The organism is Vibrio quintilis, from assembly GCF_024529975.1.
GTDB lineage: Bacteria > Pseudomonadota > Gammaproteobacteria > Enterobacterales > Vibrionaceae > Vibrio > Vibrio quintilis.
Genome location: NZ_AP024897.1, coordinates 2395748 through 2415388 on the forward strand (window position 1 = coordinate 2395748; position 19641 = coordinate 2415388).

Annotated in this window: 15 protein-coding genes; 11 read left to right on the forward strand and 4 right to left on the reverse strand. The window is 50.5% G+C overall.

From position 1 onward, the window contains the following. Nucleotides 1–10: 10 nt before the first annotated feature. Nucleotides 11–1180 carry a MalY/PatB family protein gene (locus OC443_RS11085; RefSeq protein ID WP_073584579.1) on the forward strand — a complete coding sequence of 390 codons (1170 nt, stop codon included), beginning with the start codon at nucleotides 11–13 and terminating at the stop codon, nucleotides 1178–1180. A gap of 628 nt (nucleotides 1181–1808) precedes the next feature. Here OC443_RS11085 and acuI read toward each other — a convergent pair. Beyond that, nucleotides 1809–2798 (reverse strand): acrylyl-CoA reductase (NADPH), encoded by a 990-nt coding sequence (gene acuI, locus OC443_RS11090; protein ID WP_073584575.1) that lies wholly within the window; start codon nucleotides 2796–2798, stop codon nucleotides 1809–1811. 964 nt (nucleotides 2799–3762) lie between these two features. On the opposite strand from acuI, the gene OC443_RS11095 reads away from it, so the two are divergent. The 7 genes from OC443_RS11095 (at nucleotide 3763) to OC443_RS11125 (ending at nucleotide 15021) form a co-directional block, all read left to right on the forward strand. Beyond that, nucleotides 3763–6438: an aminotransferase class III-fold pyridoxal phosphate-dependent enzyme gene (locus OC443_RS11095; RefSeq protein ID WP_073584573.1), complete on the forward strand. Its 2676-nt coding sequence runs from the start codon at nucleotides 3763–3765 to the stop codon at nucleotides 6436–6438. Between the two features lie 15 nt (nucleotides 6439–6453). Then, on the forward strand, nucleotides 6454–9234 hold the full coding sequence (locus OC443_RS11100; RefSeq protein ID WP_073584571.1) for a PEP/pyruvate-binding domain-containing protein: 2781 nt from the start codon (nucleotides 6454–6456) through the stop codon (nucleotides 9232–9234). A gap of 12 nt (nucleotides 9235–9246) precedes the next feature. Then, nucleotides 9247–9888, forward strand: a complete 642-nt coding sequence (locus OC443_RS11105; protein ID WP_073584569.1) for a CDP-alcohol phosphatidyltransferase family protein — start codon at nucleotides 9247–9249, stop codon at nucleotides 9886–9888. Then, nucleotides 9878–10426 (forward strand): CDP-archaeol synthase, encoded by a 549-nt coding sequence (locus OC443_RS11110; protein ID WP_083601684.1) that lies wholly within the window; start codon nucleotides 9878–9880, stop codon nucleotides 10424–10426. Before OC443_RS11105 ends, OC443_RS11110 begins: the two co-directional genes overlap by 11 nt. Before the next feature lie 16 nt (nucleotides 10427–10442). After that, the gene (locus OC443_RS11115) at nucleotides 10443–11378 is read left to right on the forward strand and encodes a phosphatidylserine decarboxylase (RefSeq protein ID WP_073584567.1); all 936 of its coding nucleotides are present in this window, start codon (nucleotides 10443–10445) and stop codon (nucleotides 11376–11378) included. Nucleotides 11379–11390: 12 nt separating this feature from the next. Next, nucleotides 11391–14090 carry a PEP/pyruvate-binding domain-containing protein gene (locus OC443_RS11120; RefSeq protein ID WP_073584565.1) on the forward strand — a complete coding sequence of 900 codons (2700 nt, stop codon included), beginning with the start codon at nucleotides 11391–11393 and terminating at the stop codon, nucleotides 14088–14090. 64 nt (nucleotides 14091–14154) lie between these two features. After that, nucleotides 14155–15021 (forward strand): UbiA family prenyltransferase, encoded by an 867-nt coding sequence (locus tag OC443_RS11125; RefSeq protein ID WP_073584563.1) that lies wholly within the window; start codon nucleotides 14155–14157, stop codon nucleotides 15019–15021. Between the two features lie 13 nt (nucleotides 15022–15034). Here the strand turns inward: OC443_RS11125 and OC443_RS11130 are convergent, their stop codons facing one another. After that, nucleotides 15035–15505: a GNAT family N-acetyltransferase gene (locus OC443_RS11130; RefSeq protein WP_370738770.1), complete on the reverse strand. Its 471-nt coding sequence runs from the start codon at nucleotides 15503–15505 to the stop codon at nucleotides 15035–15037. A 157-nt stretch (nucleotides 15506–15662) separates the two neighbouring features. Here OC443_RS11130 and OC443_RS11135 point away from each other — a divergent pair, with 157 nt between their 5' ends. From OC443_RS11135 to OC443_RS11145, 3 genes are all read left to right on the forward strand, one after another. Continuing rightward, on the forward strand, nucleotides 15663–16529 hold the full coding sequence (locus OC443_RS11135; RefSeq protein WP_073584561.1) for a DUF6279 family lipoprotein: 867 nt from the start codon (nucleotides 15663–15665) through the stop codon (nucleotides 16527–16529). Between the two features lie 147 nt (nucleotides 16530–16676). Continuing rightward, the gene (locus tag OC443_RS11140; protein WP_073584559.1) at nucleotides 16677–17366 is read left to right on the forward strand and encodes an HAD family hydrolase; all 690 of its coding nucleotides are present in this window, start codon (nucleotides 16677–16679) and stop codon (nucleotides 17364–17366) included. A 10-nt stretch (nucleotides 17367–17376) separates the two neighbouring features. Next, complete coding sequence (locus OC443_RS11145; RefSeq protein ID WP_073584557.1) at nucleotides 17377–17991, forward strand: LysE family translocator; 615 nt, start codon at nucleotides 17377–17379, stop codon at nucleotides 17989–17991. Nucleotides 17992–18024: 33 nt separating this feature from the next. Here the strand turns inward: OC443_RS11145 and OC443_RS11150 are convergent, their stop codons facing one another. Then, nucleotides 18025–18549, reverse strand: a complete 525-nt coding sequence (locus OC443_RS11150) for a L,D-transpeptidase family protein (RefSeq protein ID WP_234976421.1) — start codon at nucleotides 18547–18549, stop codon at nucleotides 18025–18027. 143 nt (nucleotides 18550–18692) lie between these two features. Continuing rightward, nucleotides 18693–19592: a LysR substrate-binding domain-containing protein gene (locus OC443_RS11155; protein ID WP_073584553.1), complete on the reverse strand. Its 900-nt coding sequence runs from the start codon at nucleotides 19590–19592 to the stop codon at nucleotides 18693–18695. Between the last annotated feature and the right edge of the window lie 49 nt (nucleotides 19593–19641).

Here is a 19641-nt window from a genome sequence, read left to right on the forward strand (position 1 = left end):
ACCATTCACCATGACATCATGTGATCACGATTTCGATACCCCGATAGACCGCCAATTCACCGACAGTATCAAATGGGCAAAATATCAGGGCCGGGATATCATTCCGCTCTGGGTTGCAGATATGGATTTTCCGTCGCCACCGGCAGTCAAAGAAGCCATCCGGCAGCGGGCACAACATCCGGTATACGGTTATTGTCAGCCATCCGCAAAGCTGAAGCCCTTATGTTGTGAATGGCTGGCAAACAAATATGACTGGCAGGTCACTGAGGAGGCGCTGATTTTCACGCCGGGCCTGGTTCCGGCCATCAATATCGGCTGTGAAGCCTTCACCCGCCCGGATGAGAAGGTTATCCTGCAAACGCCTGTTTATCCGAAAATTACCGCCGCACCACAACGTTTTGGCCGGGATGCCATCACCCTGCCGGTCAAAAGAATCCGGGGCCGCTGGCAGATGGATTTTGCAGCGCTGGATGAACAGCTGGATCAAAAAGCAAAGTTACTGATTCTGTGCAGCCCGCATAATCCGACCGGTACGGTGTTTACCCGTCAGGAGTTAACCACACTCGCGCAGAGGGTTGAAGGTCATGACCTGATCGTCATTTCCGATGAAATTCACAGTGATTTAATTCTGGAACCGAATGTCAGCCACACACCTTTCGCCACCATTTCCGAAGCGATGAAACAAAGGATAGTAACCTTAACCGGACCGGGAAAAGCCTTCAATCTGGCCGGGCTCAGCTGCGGCGTTGCCGTCATTGAAAACCCGGTGCTGCGGCAACAATTTCAGGCAGCTCAGCAAGGTGTGATGTCGGGCGTCAACATTTTCGGTTTCGCGGCGGTTGAAGCTGCGTATCAACATGGTCAACCCTGGCTCACCGCACTGCTGGATTACCTGCGGGGCAACCGGGATTATCTGATGCAGCAATGTCGTGAACTGCCGGGCGTGGTGATGCATGCCCCTGAAGCAACCTACCTTGCATGGATTGACATTTCCGCCCTTGGGCTGACAGATGCGGTACAATATTTTGAGTCTTACGGCATAGGCGTCAGCGGCGGTGAACCATTTGGCAACCCCGGTTTTATCCGGCTGAATTTTGGTTGCAGCCGTTCACTGCTGGAAACCGCAGCCGCCAGACTGACGGAGGCAGTGCATGCGGCTTATGCCGCTGCGCGGGGGTGAGTTTCAGGTCTCATTTGCTTCTGATTTCAGAAGTATTTGGCTTTTGTGGGTTGTTTGGTGCGCTGGTGAATATTGCGGATTCAAGCGGCTTGTGGTGCCCGCTCTCCCTTCACTCTTTCTTCTGATTTCAGAAGTATTTGGCTTTTGTGAGTTGTTTGGTGCGCTGGTGAGTTTTGTGGATTCAAGTGGCTTCTGGTGCCCGCGCCCCGGTCACTCTTTTTGCGCGGACAAAAAAGAGTGACGAGAAAAAGGCCGCCCCGATATCGCTTTGATTCTGATGCAGGTTAAGTTCATCATCTGTGAACCGGGGTACGGTTCGATTCGCATCCTGCTCAACGAACCTTGAAATTCATGCATGAATTTCAACGCCCTCTGATTTGAAGAATGCATCAGAAAGCGATAAGGGGAAATAAAAACACAAAATCGATCACCCACCCAAACTGAGGCTATCCAATATCCTGCGGATAAAAACCCCGGATGGGTTTTTAAGGAATTTTGAGCAGGACGCGAATAAATCCGTGCCGCATTGCATGTACCAGAGCCGGATAAAAAAGGATTTTTGGATACTTTTCATCCATTGAAAAGTATCTGGGGCGCACCAAACCAAAAGCTTCAAATCAAACAACAATTAAAACCGATTTACATCCACCACAACCCGGCCTTTTACTTTCCCGTCCAATAATTGCTGTGCGGTTTCAATGACATCATTCATGCCAATCAGCATACTGATATTATCCAGCATGATACGATCTGTCAGCCGGGCGATATTTTCCCATGCAGTCTGACGAAGCGGCATCGGACACATGACACTATCAATACCAGTCAGTGTGACACCACGTAAAATAAACGGCGCCACCGAGGCTGGCAGATCCATCCCCTGTGCCAGCCCGCAAGCGGCAACAACACCACCATAAATGGTGGACGCACAGACATTGGCCAGAGTGTGACTTCCCACGGTATCAATCGCAGCAGCCCACAATTCCTTCCCCAAAGGACGTCCCGGTTCAGATAATGTCTGACGATCAACAATTTCCTGTGCTCCCAGTTTTTGCAGGCGCTCCGCTTCCTCTGTCCGACCGGTGGAAGCCACGACGTGATAGCCCAGCTTCGCCAGAAATGCGATGGCAAAGCTGCCGACACCACCGTTTGCTCCGGTCACCAGTACCGGGCCGGAACCGGGGGTAATTCCGTATTTTTCCAGAGCCATCACACACAGCATCGCCGTATAGCCAGCGGTTCCGACCGCCATCACATCATATGCGCTCATATTTTCAGGTACCGGCAGCAACCACTTACCGGGAACAGTGGCTTTTTGCGCCAGCCCGCCCCAGTATTTTTCACCCAGTCCCCAGCCGTTAATCAAAACCCGTTGTCCCGGCTGAAAATCAGGGTGCTGCCCTGACTCAACCACACCTGAAAAATCAATCCCCGGCACCATAGGAAAACGACGCACCACCGGAGATGCACCGGTAATTGCCAGACCATCTTTATAGTTTAAGGTAGAATATTCCACGTCGATGGTCACTTCACCTGCCGGCAAATCGCTGTCCTGCAATTCTGTCAGCCGGCACTGATATTGATCTTCTGCTTTATCGATATAAATCGCTTTAAACGTCATGTTCCTGTCTCCGGATCAACTTGTTGATCTGTTCATTATTTCATCTGGGAAACGATTATAGACCGATCGTCTATAAAAGAATACAAAAACCTGAATGTGACATACCATGCCACTCCGGATGGAACCTGTTCATCCCCGATTAAACACGGATGCTTCTGATGAGGAATCTACCCCGGCAACCTGAAGATGCAGCTTTCAGTGAGATTTGAAAAGCAGAGACATTCCTGCATTCCCTTTCCTTGAACTGTACCTTTCGGCTACACGCTGAATCATGCATCTTCAGGTTGCCTGGGTATATATTCATTCATCGTAATAATAATTAATTAAAACCTAATATTTATATTTTTTCGTTTTATTTTCATAAAAATTCAAATTGATTTATTGCATAACAAACCAATCGATTAAAATATATCTTATAACCTGCGAAATTTATCAGGAAAAATTGAAATCATTACAATAATATGTAATTTTTCCTGTTCAAATTCATATTTAAACGAACTATACATATTGAATAAATATATATAAAAAATAGAAGTATCTTTAAATAAACCAGTCAATTAGCGTTTAAAAAAACTGTCATATTCATGTTGAATTTTCAAATAAAAGGACTAGTATGCATTCCTACTATTCATCTAACACATCAATAGCTTAGACAACAATCACACAAAACATCAGATGTATCAGTATAAATTAAAACTAATAAAACCATGAATATAATAAAAACAACAATATCATTTACATATTTTTCTGAAAAAAACATTACCTTTAAAATGTCAGTCTCAGTCTGTTAAAAAGAACTGAATAAATAAAACCCTTTCAATGAAACTATTAAGCTCAGGAAAAGTTGGAATAAAGATCAATATTTTTAACTATAAAGGCAATTTATTTCATCCCAACTTGAAAATTAAAACGCACACATTCTGCTATTGATAAGCAGGATGTTTTTAATTATGAGATTATCAGCATGGCTAGTTACTTAAATATAGAAAGACAAAAATTACTGGAGCTTATCAGCTTCGATAAAAAGATTACCAGGGCGAAAGGGCTTTACCTGTTTACAGACACCGGGGATAAATATCTGGATTTTATATCTCAGTTCGGTGCCGTACCTTTTGGACATAATCCGGACTTTCTCTGGCAGGTACTGACTGCACAGCAGGCTGCCGATCCCGGAGTCATGATCCAGCCTTTCTTTTCAGAAGGTGCGCAACAACTCTCACGGGCACTGGTTGAGGCAGCCCCCGGTGACATGAAGTATGTGACTTTTAGCTGCACCGGCGCAGAAGCTGTTGAAAGTGCGATAAAAATGGCGAAAGCCAAAACCGGCCGGGACATCATTGTTTCAGCCACAAACAGTTTTCACGGCAAAACGATGGGCGCAGTTCTGGCGACCGGAAATGAGCATTATCGTCTGCCTTTTTATCCGCCATCAGAAAGCTTTCTGCATGTCCCGTTTAATGATGCTCAGGCATTAGAAGATATACTCAGCACCAGACCGGCTGCTGCATTTATTGTTGAGCCGGTACAGGGAGAAGGCGGCATGGTGACACCAGCGCCCGGTTACCTGAAAACCTGCGAACAATTGTGTAAAAAATACGGTACATTGCTGATTGTTGACGAAGTGCAGACCGGCCTTGGCCGGACCGGCAAACTTTTTGCCTGCGAACACGATGACGTAGAACCGGATATACTGCTGATCGCCAAAACCCTGAGTGGCGGCCTGATTCCCATCAGTGCCTGTATTGCCGGTAAAAAAGCCTGGACTACTGAATTCGGTCAGCTTCACACCTCCACATTTGCCAATAATCACCTGGCCACCACAATTGGCTGTGCAGTGATGAAAAAGCTGACGGAAGAGCCGGAAATCATCGCCGGTGTTGCCCGTGTGGGTGCTTATCTTCAGGCCCGCCTCCGGGAGCTGGTGGACAGATTTCCGGTCGCTTTCAAAACCTGTGATGGCATGGGACTGATGCAGGGCCTGACACTGCAACCCTGGCATGATGAAGAATCTTATCTGTGCCCGACGGTTTCCGGTCAGGGTATCATCGTGCCGCTGGTCTGTGCATACCTGCTCAACCGCCACAATATTTGTACCCTGCCGACGATGAACTCGCACAATGTGTTGCGTCTTCAGCCCTGCTATCTGGCTACAGAGGCAGAAATCGATCAGTTGATTCATGCGCTGGAAAAGGCCGGTGAACTGATCACTCAGGGGAAATTCTCAGCGTTGATCCGGGCAGCAGCCGGCATCGGCGAAGAACGTCCGGGGGTTCCGGACCGTCCGTATAAAAATCCGCCAATTGTACCTCAGGGAGAAAAACTGGGAACTTTCTGTTTCTTTGTTCATCCGGTTACCGACATGCATACCATTGACTGTATGCCCGGTGGTCAGCAGGCCTACACAGCAGATGAAATTGAAAAAATTCAGTACTGGCTGGGAAAAGCAAAAGCTTTCTACGGCGGAGCCTCCCCGGCCTATTACATGCCATGTATCCCCTCAAAGAATGGTGGCTATGTTGACGGCTGGCTGATCAGCAGCCTGCTCACACCCAAAGACATGATGCGTTTGCCGAAAGAGAAAAAAGAGCAACTCATCCACTCCTATGTGGGGATCGCACAGGAAAACGGTGCCGATATGATTGGTCTGGGCGCATTTACTTCTGTGATTACCCGCAGCGGAACAACCGTGGCAGACTGCGGCACACCCGTTACAACCGGTAATGCCTTTACCGCGTTAACCAGCACTGACAGTATCCGCACAATCTGTCGGGCCCGATCAGAAAAGATGTCACTGAAAACCCTGGGTATCGTCGGTGTATCCGGCTCCGTCGGCCGGTTGTGTTTACTCGATATCGGTGCGGAGTTCCGGCAACTGTACCTGATTGGCAACCCGCGCAATAAAGACAATGTGGACAAACAGGAAGTTGTGGCCGGTGAATTCCTGTACAAACTCTTCTCCGGTGTGCTGAGTGAATCCATGACACCATTGTGGAAAACACTGACAGATGCCGGTGCCGAAGCTGTGATTCAGGCGCATGTGAACCAGCTGCCGGATGAAGACTACCCGGCGGAAACCTACCGGGCAATGTTCCGGGCAGTCAAACAACAATATCTTGAGACCTATGGGCGAACCGAAGGCTTCCCGCTGTTGCTCAGTAACGATATTGAACATGCCCTGCCAGTCTGTGATGTCATCGTTACTGCCACCAGCAACGGCGAATCCTTTATCCGCCCGGATGTACTTTCACCCGGAGCCATAGTTTGTGATGTGGCACGCCCTTCCGACCTGCTGCAGGAAGTGAAGCAAAACCGGGATGATATTACTGCCTACGACGGCGGACTGGTCCGTCTGCCGGCGAATTTACGCTTTGGCGGCCCGAATATCGCTGAACTGGATACTGGTGTCACCCTCGCCTGTCTGGCAGAAACCGTCATTCTGACCATGTCTCAGGCCAGAAAAAATTACAGCATCGGTGGTATTTCTTCGATTGAAGAAGCCAGAGAAGTGTTTCAGCTGGCATTAAAACACGGATTCTGCACCCACCTGAGTGAACGGGATATTCATGGCCCGGCGGCAGATAAGTCTCAGACATCCACGACACCAAAACACACCGCTGCACAAGTGGCATACACCGGCTAAACGAGGAAACCAGCTATGTCTCATGCAATTACTGATTTTACGATGGTCGTCGGCCAAACCAGTGAAATCCCCGGAGAAACCGAAAACTACGCCGGACTGCTACGCCGGATCCTTGGCGGTAAAGGCGCTTCCCTGTGGGAATTGTCTAACAAAATGAAGATGCCGGTCCCGGCTTTTTGCTGTATCACCGCCTGCGCATTTACCGAAACACTACGCTATAACCAGCTTGATTCACTGGTTCAGTGGCTGATGCACCCAGACCAGCCACTGCCTGCCAGCGAAGCCCGGATCCGTGACCTGATTATGGCCTGTCGCATCCCGAAAGGTATCGCGGCGGACCTGACTACCTTTACCGGACGATATCCGGAAGAAAGATTTGCCGTCCGAAGCAGCGGAACGGTTGAAGATGGTGCCGAAACCTCGTTTGCCGGATTGTTTGAATCCGTGCTCAACGTCCAGAAAACCGAAGATATTCTTCAGGCTGTAAAAACCTGCTGGTGCTCTCTGTTCAATGAACGGGTTCAAACTTATATGACCCGGCAACATACCGCCGTGCCACTGGGCATGGCCGTGGTGATTCAGCAATTAATCCCGGCAGAAAAAAGTGGTGTGATGTTTACAGTTGATCCGGTGCATGGCGCAGATACAGAAATGCTGATCGAAGCCACCTTTGGTCTGGGGGAAGCGCTGGTTTCCGGTGCCGTCACACCGGACCAGTATCGCTATGACTGGTATCAGGAACAGGAGTCTGACCGGACCATTGCAGAAAAAGAACATCAGTGTGTCCGGATCAACGAGGCGCCCTTTGTAAGAATGGAGCCGCTTCCGGCCGCTATTGCCAGTCATGCAGTTTTAACCACGACGGAAGTCCGTGAGCTCGCTGACCTGGGTCTGCAGATTCAGATGCAAAGTGGCTTCCCGGTTGATATTGAGTGGGCCTGTACCGGTAATCAGTTTTATATACTGCAAAGCCGCCCCATCACCCAGTTCGGCTATACCTCGATCAACGGAGAATGGACCTCGGCCGACTACCGGGACGGCGGTGTCTCTTCCACCGTCTGCACGCCTTATATGGCTTCGCTGTATAAGTATGCCCTTGACGGCACAATGGGTGCCTACCTCGAACGTCTGAAACTCTCACCAGCCCGCGGCAGTGTCTGGCAAAAGAGCTTCTTCGGCCGTCCGTACTGGAATCTGAGTGAAGTCAAAAAATGTCTGGCCAAGATTCCGGGATTTAACGAACGTGTGTTTGATCAGGGACTGGGGATTTCTCCCCGTTATCAGGGTGATGGCATTGTCAGCAAAACCAATCTGAAAACCTTACTGACCGGTATCCGGGCGCTGCTCATCATCCGGGCCAACGTGAAACGGAAGTTAAAAACCACGCCGTCATTTTCTCTGGGTCAGCACCGGCGGCTTCAGGAGCTGGCAGCGATGAACTTTTCAACCCTGCCGGATGACGAACTGTTTCAGTTTTATCAGTCCTTTATCTGCAAAGAGTTCTTTGTCAATGAGTCGACCTACTTCGACCTGATCTATGACAACACCAACCTCAACGGCCTGTTTAAAGATGAGGTTGAGAAAACCCGCTTTGACATGAGTCAGTTTCCGCTGCTGATCAGTGGTCTGTCCGGTGTGTCTCACATGGCGCCGATGGAGAGACTGTGGAAAATGCGGGATCTCATCCATGCCGATCAGGATTGCAGCTATTACTGGCTGAACAGCAGCAGTGAACAGATTGCGACCGATCTGCAGCACGGAGAAACCCATTATCATCTCAATTCATTACGGGTTTATCTGCGGGAATACGGCCATCATTCCCAGCGGGAGCTGGATATGCTGGTGCCAAGATATGCAGAAGTGCCGGAGATGGTAATTGAACAGTTACAGGATGTACTGCGTCAGGGCAGTGAAAAAGATCCGCGCGTTCGAAATAACGAGCAACAAATCAGAATGAACACCGTGAAAAGAGAATTGCTGCACGCCACGCCACTGCTGAAACGGCGCAAAATGAGTCAAAGGCTCGAACAGGTGCGGGAGTTCCTCTGGTGGCGGGAAGAGTTGCGTGATTTGTCGATTCGCTATTATCTCTATGTCCGGAAAATCACGCTCGCAGTGGAAGCGCGGCTGTTAAAAAACGGCATTCTGGCGCAGAAAGATGATGCATTCTTCCTTGATATGCCTGATTTGGTGGCGGTGGTCCGCGGTGATATTCCACCTGATGAAGCCCGCCATCTGGTACGTAAAAACCGGGCTTATTACCTGAGCTTTGCGCACTACCAGATCGCAGATGAAGTCGGAGAACGCTACGGCATGTTCGGTGGCAGTCAGCTGAGTACCCCACAGTCAGAAGTTCAGCCCGCTGACGGCCAGACCGTGACCGGCGTTTCCGGCAGCCCCGGTATGATTACCGGCGTCGCACGGGTCATCTCAGATATTCATGATGCAGACCGGCTGCAACCGGATGACATTCTGGTCACCCGCTGTACCGATCCCGGCTGGACACCGAAATTCTCGATGCTGAAAGGCGTCGTGACGGAAACCGGCGGAATTTTGTCTCACGCTGCTGTGATTTGCCGGGAATACGGCATTCCGGCAGTGCTGGCGGTCAAACATGCAACCCGCATCATTCAGGATGGCGACATCATCACGATTGACGGCAGCCGCGGGCATGTTATTCCGCCGGTCCGGGAAGCACAGCTGCATCCTGAAGATCTGGCTGACTCTTCAGGGCATGGTTTGTCTGCTGATCAGGCACCGGTTACAGCCAGTGCCACAAAAGAAGCCACCGTATAGGAACCTTATTTTATGAATATTATCGGAATTTATAACGCCCCCGCCTGCGTGACGATGCTGGGTCTGATTGCTTCCGTATTCGCCTGTACGCTGGCGATTAACGGCAACCATGAGTTTGCACTCACTGCGTTAATCTGGGCAGGCATTTTTGACCTGTTTGACGGTATGGTTGCCCGTCGCACGACAAGAACCGAAACTGAATCCCGCTTCGGGGTTCAGATCGATTCGATTGTCGACGTGATCAGCTTCGGCATCACACCCGCGATCATTCTCACCACCATGCACCACAATATCTGGAGCCTGATTATCGCAGTGTTCTACGTGTGTGCGGCGGCTCAGCGACTGGCATATTTTAACGTACTTCAGGAATCGGTGGTGAAGGAAAACAGTACAACCAAATCCTATCTTGGGCTGCCCGTCACCTTTGCAGCGCTGATATTTGGTGTCGGTCTGTTCCCGGTGGTGACGCTGTCGCAAACCGCCGCCACCCACTACGCCAATGGTTTAATGTTGCTGACCGGCATTCTGTTCATTACACCGTTCACAATGAAAAAGCCGGGTGGCATTGTGTATCTGATGATGCCGGTGCTGGCGCTTGCTGCAACGGTATTCTGGCTCTGGCAGGGCCTGACCGGAGGTTTCCATGTGGTCTGAGATTATTTTATCGGCACTGATTTTAATGCTGCCGCTGATCATTTCCGGTTCGTTTCACATGATGGTGGTCAAAAGAAACTGGTTTGCTGCCTGGGCAATTCCGCTCAATGAGCAAGCCTTCGGTCAGAACAAAACCTGGCGTGGCATTCTGATTATGCCGCTGGCGACGATTCCCGGTACGGTGTTGATCACCCTGCTTCACAGCTGGTTTCAGCCGGTGATGCTGGTTGATCTGACGTCAACCGATCCGGTGCTGCTGGGCATTCTGCTCGGCATTGGCTATGTCATTCCGGAGCTGCCGAACTCGTGGGTAAAACGCCGGCTGAGGATTCCTCCGGGCCAGCAGGCAGCGAAAAATGCTTTCTGGTTCACCTTGATCGATCAAACAGATTCAGCCATTGGCTGTGCCATCGTGTACGCCCTGATGCTTGATGTGCCGGTGATTGTTTTCCTCTGGATTATATTGCTCGGGCCACTGGTCCATCTGGTTGTCAACCTCACCCTGTACAGCGTGGGGCTGAGAAAACAACCTTTTTAATGAGAGACGATGATCTATGCCAGTCGCAGAAGAACACAAAACACCATTTCAGCAGGATGCGGTTCCTGCGATACAGTACATTAACCGGGAAACCGGCCTGCAAGAAACAGAACGGGTTTATGGTGAACAGGCACTGATGTTTCTGTATCACAGCAAACCGGGGGGCTTGCTGCGTCGACATCTGTTCCGCAAACCCTGGTTCAGTCAACTTAATGCGGTGAAAAAGCGCCTGTGGCTCAGCCGCAGGCATATCACCGGATTTGCTGACACTTTCGGTGTCGCGGTTGATGAAGCGGAAAAACCCATCGGGCAGTATCGCTCTCTGGATGAGTTTTTCTGCCGGCGGCTGACGCCACAGGCCCGGCCGTTGAATCCGGATCCGCAGGCACTGCTTTCACCGGCGGATGGCCGGGTTCTGAGTTACCCGATCATGCCCGGTGCCATCATGCAACTGAAGGGGCAACAGGTCAGCATTGAAGAACTGCTGCAATCCCCGGAAACCGCAGCAAACCTCAATGGCGGTACTGCGCTGGTGATCCGGCTGGCACCCAAAGATTATCATCGCTTTCACTTTCCGTGCGATGGCACGCTGCTCAGCCAGAAAACAGTTTCAGGTCCGCTGGAATCGGTCCATCCGATTGCGTTGCGTGGCGGTGCCCGCAGTTTCCTGAATAAACGTATGATCACCACACTGGAATCTCCCCGGTTCGGCGTGATCGTCATGGCTGAGATTGGCGCAATGACCATAGGCACTATCGAACAAACATTCAGCGGCGGGCGGTTTTCCCGTGGTCAGGAAAAAGGCTGTTTTCATTTCGGCGGTTCAACCGTCGTGCTGCTGTGGGGCCCGGATGGCCCGGCAGTCGATGCAGATATCCTGACAAACTCCGCCAGTGATACGGAAACACTGGTGAAATACGGCACACAAATCGCTGCCCTGAATACCTTCTGACAGATTCAAATTATGATAAAACAAGACTTTATTATTCATACTCAAAATTATGCGGCTGAGCTGCAAACACAGCTTGGCGGTAAAGCAGGCAATCTGTTCCGCCTTCAGGCTGCCGGTCTGACGGTTCCTGACTTTATCTGTGTCTCCGCAGAAGCATACCGCCAGTCAACGGCGGCCATCCGCCCGCAGATCAGGCAATATCTGGATCAATGTCAGTTTGACTCGCTCGATTCGCTGACCGCAACATCCAAAGCGATTCAGGCACTGATTCTTTCCTGTGAGCTACCGGCTGAGCTGTGTGAAGCGCTGTCTGAAAATATGAAACGCTTTGACCTCACAGAACAGTTTTCTGTCCGCTCTTCTGCAATCAGTGAAGATGGCGCCCGTAACTCTTTTGCCGGTCAATTGGGCACCTGGCTGAATGTCAGTTTTCCGGATATTCAGGATAAAATCAAAACCTGCTGGGCCAGTGCATTTGAACCCGGTGTGCTGACTTATGTGCACCAGCGCACCGATATCCGCCATGAAGACAATGCGGTCGCGGTGGTCATTCAACGGATGATCCACGCAGTCAGTTCCGGCGTTATGTTTCAGGCAGATCCGCAGAACGGACTGGAAAAACTGGCGATTGCAGCCGGTTACGGACTGGGAGAAGGCATTGTCGGCGACAAGGTTGAAACCGATTTATATCTGTTTGATAAACCAACCCGGGAATGGCAGCTGCATATCGAAGAGAAACAGCGCCAGTTGCGCAGCCATCCGAAAGGCGGTACACAGGAAACTGCGGTCAAACCCGGTTTGCAGCAACAAGCCGTACTTTCTGAACAGCAGCGGGAGGCACTCCTGCAGGCGTCAGAGCGGATTGCAGCCCTCTATACCACCTATCAGGATATCGAATGGTCTTTCGACCGGAACGGCCAGCTGTTTATCTTACAGTCCCGCCCGATTACCACCATTCCGGTTGGCTACGAGCGGGTATTTGACAACTGTAATATTGCCGAAAGCTATCCGGGCATCATTCTGCCGATGACTTTTTCAATCGTCCGTAATGATTATTATCACTGCATGAAAGGCACGATGCAGATGTTCGGCATCCCAGCCAGCGTGATAGAAGACCGGGAAGAAGTGTTGCAGCATCTGGTTGGCTATATTCATGGCCGCACTTACTACAACATCAGTAACTGGTATCGGATTTTTCTGACGATTCCTTATTTTAAACAAAGGTTTATTGATTTCTTTGAGCAGATGGTCGGCACCGATGGCTCTTTTACAGACAGTTTGAATGATGTGCCTATGCGTCGTTCAGAACGACTGAAGTCAGCGGTGATGTTTCCAATAAAACTTGGTTACTATGCTCTGCGCCACCAACGGATGATCAGGGAGTATTTTAAGATTACTGACGATATCCGCCGGGATTATGAAGCCATTGATACCGACAATGCCGGTTCTGATGAACTCATCGCCGCCTTACATGACCTGGTGATCCGGTTTACCGAATCGATGGCTTTTCCGCTGCTCAACGATTTTTATGCGATGTCTTTTATGGCGCTGACCCGCGAGCAATTTGCCAAAGCCGGGATTGCCGATGCTGATAACCTGATTAATCAGTTACTCGGTAATCAGTCTGTTGAAAGCACCAAGCCGGTTGATTCCCTGAATACGATGATTGCACAGGTTCGCCGTGACGAACAATTGCGGGCCTGTTTACAGCGGCTGAAACAAATCCCGCATCTGAACCAGCCACAGGCACTGTCTCACGCCCTGACTCAGGAAGGATACACCGCCTTTGCTGCTGCACTGAAAAATCATATTGATCTCTACGGCTACCGCTCGCCCAAAGAACTGATTATGGAAGCCAGCACCTTCCATGAGAATCCATTCCATTTACTGCATATTTTGCTGGAATCAGCGGCGCAGGAAGCCACCGACACCGCACCGGCATCAGATGCCGGACTGCAACTGGAAGCGGCGCTCAGAAAGAGCAGGAAAAAACGCTGGCTGAAGTGGTTATTGAAAAAAACGCGTCAGGCAATCGCCAACCGCGAAGCAACCCGCCTCGATCGGGGGCTGCATTTCTCATTTTTCAGAACCTTACTGCATCATATCGGTCATCGTCTGGTGAATGAAAACATACTGACGCAGGCAGAAGATATTTTTTATCTGACCCTGTCGGAACTGGATGATTTTCGTCAGGGATGCGGCATCACCTCTGATTTCAGACCACTGGTGGAACTGCGCAAAAAAGAGGTAAAAAACTGGGAGCGTAAGACGCAGGATAACAAAATTTTCACCCGCGGCAGTGTTTATGCGAATACAATCCCTGACATCCGGCTGAATTTGCAGGACAATCCGGATATTCTGAAAGGCGTTGGCTGTGCCGGTGATTTGGTCAGTGCGCCGGCCCGGATTATCACCGATCCGTCTCAGGGTTCTGATATCAAAGGGAAAATCATGGTCTCAGAAACCACAGATCCGGGCTGGGTGTTTTTAATGACGATGTCATCAGGCCTGATTTCTGAACGGGGCAGCCTGCTTTCTCATACCGCGATTATCGGACGTGAGCTGGGCATTCCGACGGTCGTTGGCGTCAAGAACGCAACCCGTTATATTCAGGACGGCAACCCGATCAGTCTGAACGGAAAAACCGGTGAAATTCATCTGAATGACACACCAAAAGAAGTCGCCACAGAGGCAGAAAGGCTGACCGCCTGAATTTGTTCCTCATCTCCCCCTGTAACAGGGGGAGACAGAACGGCATAACACGGAGAACAATCTGTTGAATAAACAGTTAAAAATCATTGGCCTGTATAGCCGGGAGCGCAGTCCCGCCGGATTGACCCTGCTGATTGCAGCCCTGCTGCTGACGTCAGTGATGAAAGAACTGCCACACCCGGCCATCGCACTGATCGCCATACTGATTGCAGCTCTGATGCTGTTTCTCATCCGCCTGTCAGATGATCTCTGCGATGTGGACATTGATCGGATCGCACACCCGGAGCGCCTGCTGTGCCGCGATCAATTCAGCGTCAAAATCCTGCAGCGGTTTCGCTGGCTGGCTTCAGGTCTGTTAATTCTCATCAGTGTTTTGATTGCTGTAAACCTTGTCGCTATGCTGATTTTTTTATCTGCTGTCCTGCTGATTTGCGGCTTATTTTTTTTCCTGAAACCCCGGTTGCCAATACTGATTCATACAGCACTGCTGAATGCGATGTTGGGTATTTTCCCCTGCTATGCCGGTGTGTTAATCAGCGGTGGCATCCAGCCGGAACACATGCTGATGGCATTGTTTTTCTGGTTGGGTAGTTTTGCCCATGACCTGTCTCATTCTCTGCTCGATACCAGGCAAACTCCGCCCGATCAGCTCAAACCCCTTAACCGGTTCAATCAGAGAATACTGGCGGTGGGTTCGCTGGTTCTGTATCTGGCCTGTGCAGGTACCGGGGTTCTGCTGTTCCGGCAGCAGGCGGTGGGAGATGCTTTTCTGCTGGTACTCGGCATCTGTTCACTGACCATTCTCTGGCTTGAACTGAAGCTGATCAGACACCCCTCCCGGACAACCGCCAGACCCTTTTATATCTGGGGCTACCTGTTTTTTCTGCTACCGGTACTGGCTGAGGTGGTTTGCCGTGGCATTGCGCCCTGAAGTTGTTTTACCATCACAAAATTTTTTCCATGACAAAATTTGTCATGGTTTGTCCCCGAATCTCAAATTCCTGTTCGCGGACGACTGAAAAACCCATATGTTCATAAAACGGTCTGGCCGTCAGGCTGACTTCGGAGTAAAGCCGGGTCATATCGGCCTGTGCTCCGGCAGCAAACACATGCTGCATCAGGGCTTTCCCCACACCCTGCCCCTGGTATTGATGATGACAGAAGAAGTGATCAACCAATCCATCGGGCTGCAAATCAGTATAGCCGACAATCGTTCCGTTTATTTCTGCCACAAACGGTTGGTTGTTATCCATTTTTTGCTGCCAGATCGCGATATCGAACCCATCCGGCGCCCACGCTTCAGTCTGAGCCTGTGAGTAATCCCGGATATTGACATGGCGTACCGTGTGGTAAAACAGCTGCCATAAAACGGTCGCATCATCTGGCTGATAACGGCGGATTGTCATTGCTGTCATGTGATTCTTCCCCTGACTGACTTCGTGCTCAGAAAGTAACGGATTCACGACTGGCTGGCAACCGGTAAAAAAACAAAATAGGAATACGCAGCATCCTTGGTTATAGTTGGGTTAAACCACCTGTGATATTTTAACTTTGAATCAAACGGAGACGGTTATGCAGGGAAAATACTGGTGGTATTGTGTCACTTCGGTGTTGCTGTGCCTTCTGTTAGCGGGATGTTCCGGTCAGTTTTTGTTCCGCCATGTCGACTGGGTCGTACGTGATTATGTCGATGACTATGTTTCCCTGACGGATGTGCAGGAAGACATGCTGGACGAAGAAGTCTACAAATTACAGCGATGGATGATTGATCATGCGATGACACAATATATCCGCTTTCTCGATCAGCTGCTTGCGCTCGATCCGACAGCGCTCTCCCCCGCCCAATTCACCGCGCTCCGGCAACAGATACTGGTGTTTACCCGGACACTCATGAAACAGGGCAGCCCGGCAATGACCCGGCTGTCAGAAACCTTCACCGAAACGCAGGTGCAACAATTCATCACCGCTTTACACCAGCGTCATCACACGCTGAATGAAAAATACCTGCGCGGTACACCCGATACATTACAGACAAATGCTGAAACCCGTGTCCGTGAGCGTCTGGAAACATGGCTGGGCGACCTGACACCAGCTCAGATTCAAATCATCCGGGTCTGGATAAATCATAACAACATGGATTTATATGAATGGCGGTCATGGCAGAACCGGGTTGAAACCGAAGCACAACTGTTGATGACCCTGAGAAGAAAACCGGTGGCATTTCACACCCGGCTTGATGACTTATTACAAAACACAGAGAGCTATTATCCACCCCGTTTCCGTGCACTGATTGAGCACAATGAACAGACCAGCCACACTTATCTGCTGCAAATCATTCATCAGATGACACCGGCCCAAACCGCTCACTTCAGAGAAGAAATACAGGACTGGAAAGAGATTGCGCTGGATATTCAGAATATGGTGATTGCCGAACGCTAATGGCAGCTCAATCTCTGCACATGACCTGAAACCAGCCAATCAACCGAAACAAACCACTCGCCAGTCAGCACGCCACCCGTTATCATAAGTGCCTCATGTTTGAGCGCTTTTTTATTTCAATGAAATGATCTGAATGAGGAATTATCAATGTCAGTCCACGCTGTGATCTTCGATATGGATGGCCTGCTGCTTGATAGCGAGCGGCTGGCGCTGGAAAACTTTCAGACCACCTGCCGGAAATTTGGCCTGGATGATTTTACGGATGTCTATCTGACCTGTATCGGAACCAACCTTGCCCGGACCCATGAAATTTTACAGCAGGCCATGGGAGACACGGTCGACTATCCTGCATTCAGTCAGGCGCGTGAAACCGCATATCAGGCATTAATCAACCGGGAGGCAATACCACTGAAACCCGGCGTTGCCGAACTGCTGGAATACCTCAAACAGCATCAGATCCCGGTCGCTGTCGCAACATCGACCCAGCGGGAACGGGCATTACTGAAACTCCGCCATGCCGGGCTGGCTGATTATTTCCCGGTTGTTATCGGAGGCGATCAGGTCACACGCAGCAAGCCCGATCCGGAAATCTATCTGAAAGCCGCCGCCGCGCTCGGTATTTCTCCGGCAGATTGTCTGGCGCTGGAAGATTCCGCCAATGGGGTGCGGGCTGCGGTCGCGGCCGGAATGAAAGTCATTCAGGTACCGGATCTCATTCAACCGGATGCTCAGTTGCTGACACTGGGCCATACCATCTGTCAGAGCCTGACAGAAGTCTGCCGGCACTGTACTTTCAGCCAGAACGTCACTTCTGCTGTTGATTCATATTGCGATTAAGGAGTCCCGGATGACTTTTACCCACTGGCTGCCGTTTTTCACCATCTGTCTTTTGGGCGCTATGTCTCCCGGACCGAGCCTTGCCATCGTCGCTAAACATGCTCTGGCAGGCAGCCGCGCCAATGGATTAGCTGCGGCCTGGGCGCACGCTTCCGGCATTGCTGTGTATGCTTTTATCACACTGTCCGGCCTGGCTTTGATTCTTCAGCAACATCCGGTGCTGTTCAAAGGCATTAGTTATGCGGGTGCTGTTTATCTGGCTTATCTGGGACTGACAGCCCTGCGTTCGAAAAACGGACTGGCTGAAAAACTGGAGTCAGGACAGCAGACTTCAGTGCTGCAATCGGCCCGGGAAGGCGCGCTGATTTCATTACTGAACCCGAAAATAGCCCTGTTTTTTATTGCCCTGTTCAGTCAGTTTGTCGCGCTGGGTCACAGCACGGTGAGTCAGATGATCATTGTCGCCACGCCTGCGGCTGTGGATGGGTTATGGTACAGCCTGATTACCCTGATGCTTTCGAGTGCGCATGTAGTGGAACGGATCCGCGCCAAAGCCGTCATTGTGGATCGCCTGTCCGGCATTGTGCTGATTCTGCTGGCTATCCGGGTGATGTTCGTCATTTAATCCGGTACAGGCAAAGCACAAATATGCCCTGAGTTACCATTCAATCCGGATGGTTGTGCCGACTTTGACCAACGCCATAAACTCATCCATTTCCCGGTTGGTCAAAGCGATGCATCCATCGGTCCAGTTAAAGCGCTGGGCCACATGGCCCAGACGGCCAAACCCGTTTTTCTGTCCGTGCACCATGATGAGCCCGCCGGGAGACACCCCGGCTCTTCTGGCATTCGCAATGTCCTGTGCATTCGGATAGCTGATATGCATCGCCCGGTAAAAAGAGGAATCTTCTTTTTTGTAGTCCAGCGTGTAGGTGCCTTCCGGCGTTTTTTCATCTCCCCGCTGCCGTTTATGACCTTTCGGATTCGCACCCAGTGCAATACGAAACTGCTTCACCACCTGATTGCCCTTTATCAGATACATCATGCGTTCTGACTTATCGACTTTCACCAGATCGACAGCGGCGTATCCGGGCAGCGACAATACCAGTAACGGGAACACCAGTAACAGGAATACCGGCATGCCTGGCAGAATGTCTTTCCTCAAGTACTGACTATATTTCATCTCTGACTCACGGCCCCCTCATTCTCTTAATCATCGTCATCCGGAAGAAATGCCGCCTCCGGTACACCCGGTCTGTCTGTTTCCGGACGCTGTCTGACTGATTCACTTTCATGATCTTATTTTAGTCTAAGCCGGTAAAGTCGTCAGGCCTCAGTTTCTTCTCTCAGCCAGTCCTTAAATCGCTGAATCCGGGCTAAACGGGGTGATTCCGGATCATGCCAGATATCAAAACTCAGCCCCGGCGACAGTGTGATATCAAATGGCCTGACCAACACGCCCCGTGCAATAAAATCTTCCGCAAAACTGAGTGGCGCAAGGCAGGCACCATGCCCGGCCGCAACCGCATTTAACGCCATATCAAAAGTTGCGACTTCCATCCACATCAGATTATCTTCCGGCAACGTCACACCTGCGATCTGAAACCAGTTTTTCCACGAAGTATTCTGCGCATCAATCCCTTCAATCAGCCAGCATTTCAGCAGTTGCTCCGGTGAGGAGAACCGGATTGACTCTGCCAGTTCCGGCGAACACAGCGGGATCAGCCCTTCTTCAAACAATAATTCTTTCTGTAAACGCTGACCATTCAGCTTCGGGATCAGGTTCTGCCAGATGGCAACATCGACGCGGTTATAATCTTCATCCGGAATATCACAACCGGAATAAACCCGGACCTGGGTTTTCGGATAACGCATGGTAAATTTCCACAACTTTGGCATCAGCCAGCGGGAGGCAAACGACGGTGTGGTATAAACCTCCAGCGGACCGTCCAGCGGCTCAGCCTGAATGGCATTCAGCCCGGAGATAATCTGCCCGAAGCCATTGCGGACCTCACCGAATAACACCTCACCTTTATGTGTCAGCAGCATCTCCCGTTTATGACGGATAAATAGTTTACAGCCCAGTGCTTCTTCCAGCTGGCGGATTTTCTGACTGACAGCCGCCTGACTGACACATAATTCCCGTGCTGCTTTCGTGTAACTGCCCAACCGTGCGGACACTTCAAAATATCTGAGTCCGGACAGCCATCTTAGTCGCTGGTCCATAAGCTGTACTTATTTTTTATATAACCATTCATCGTTCGTCTTTGCTGCT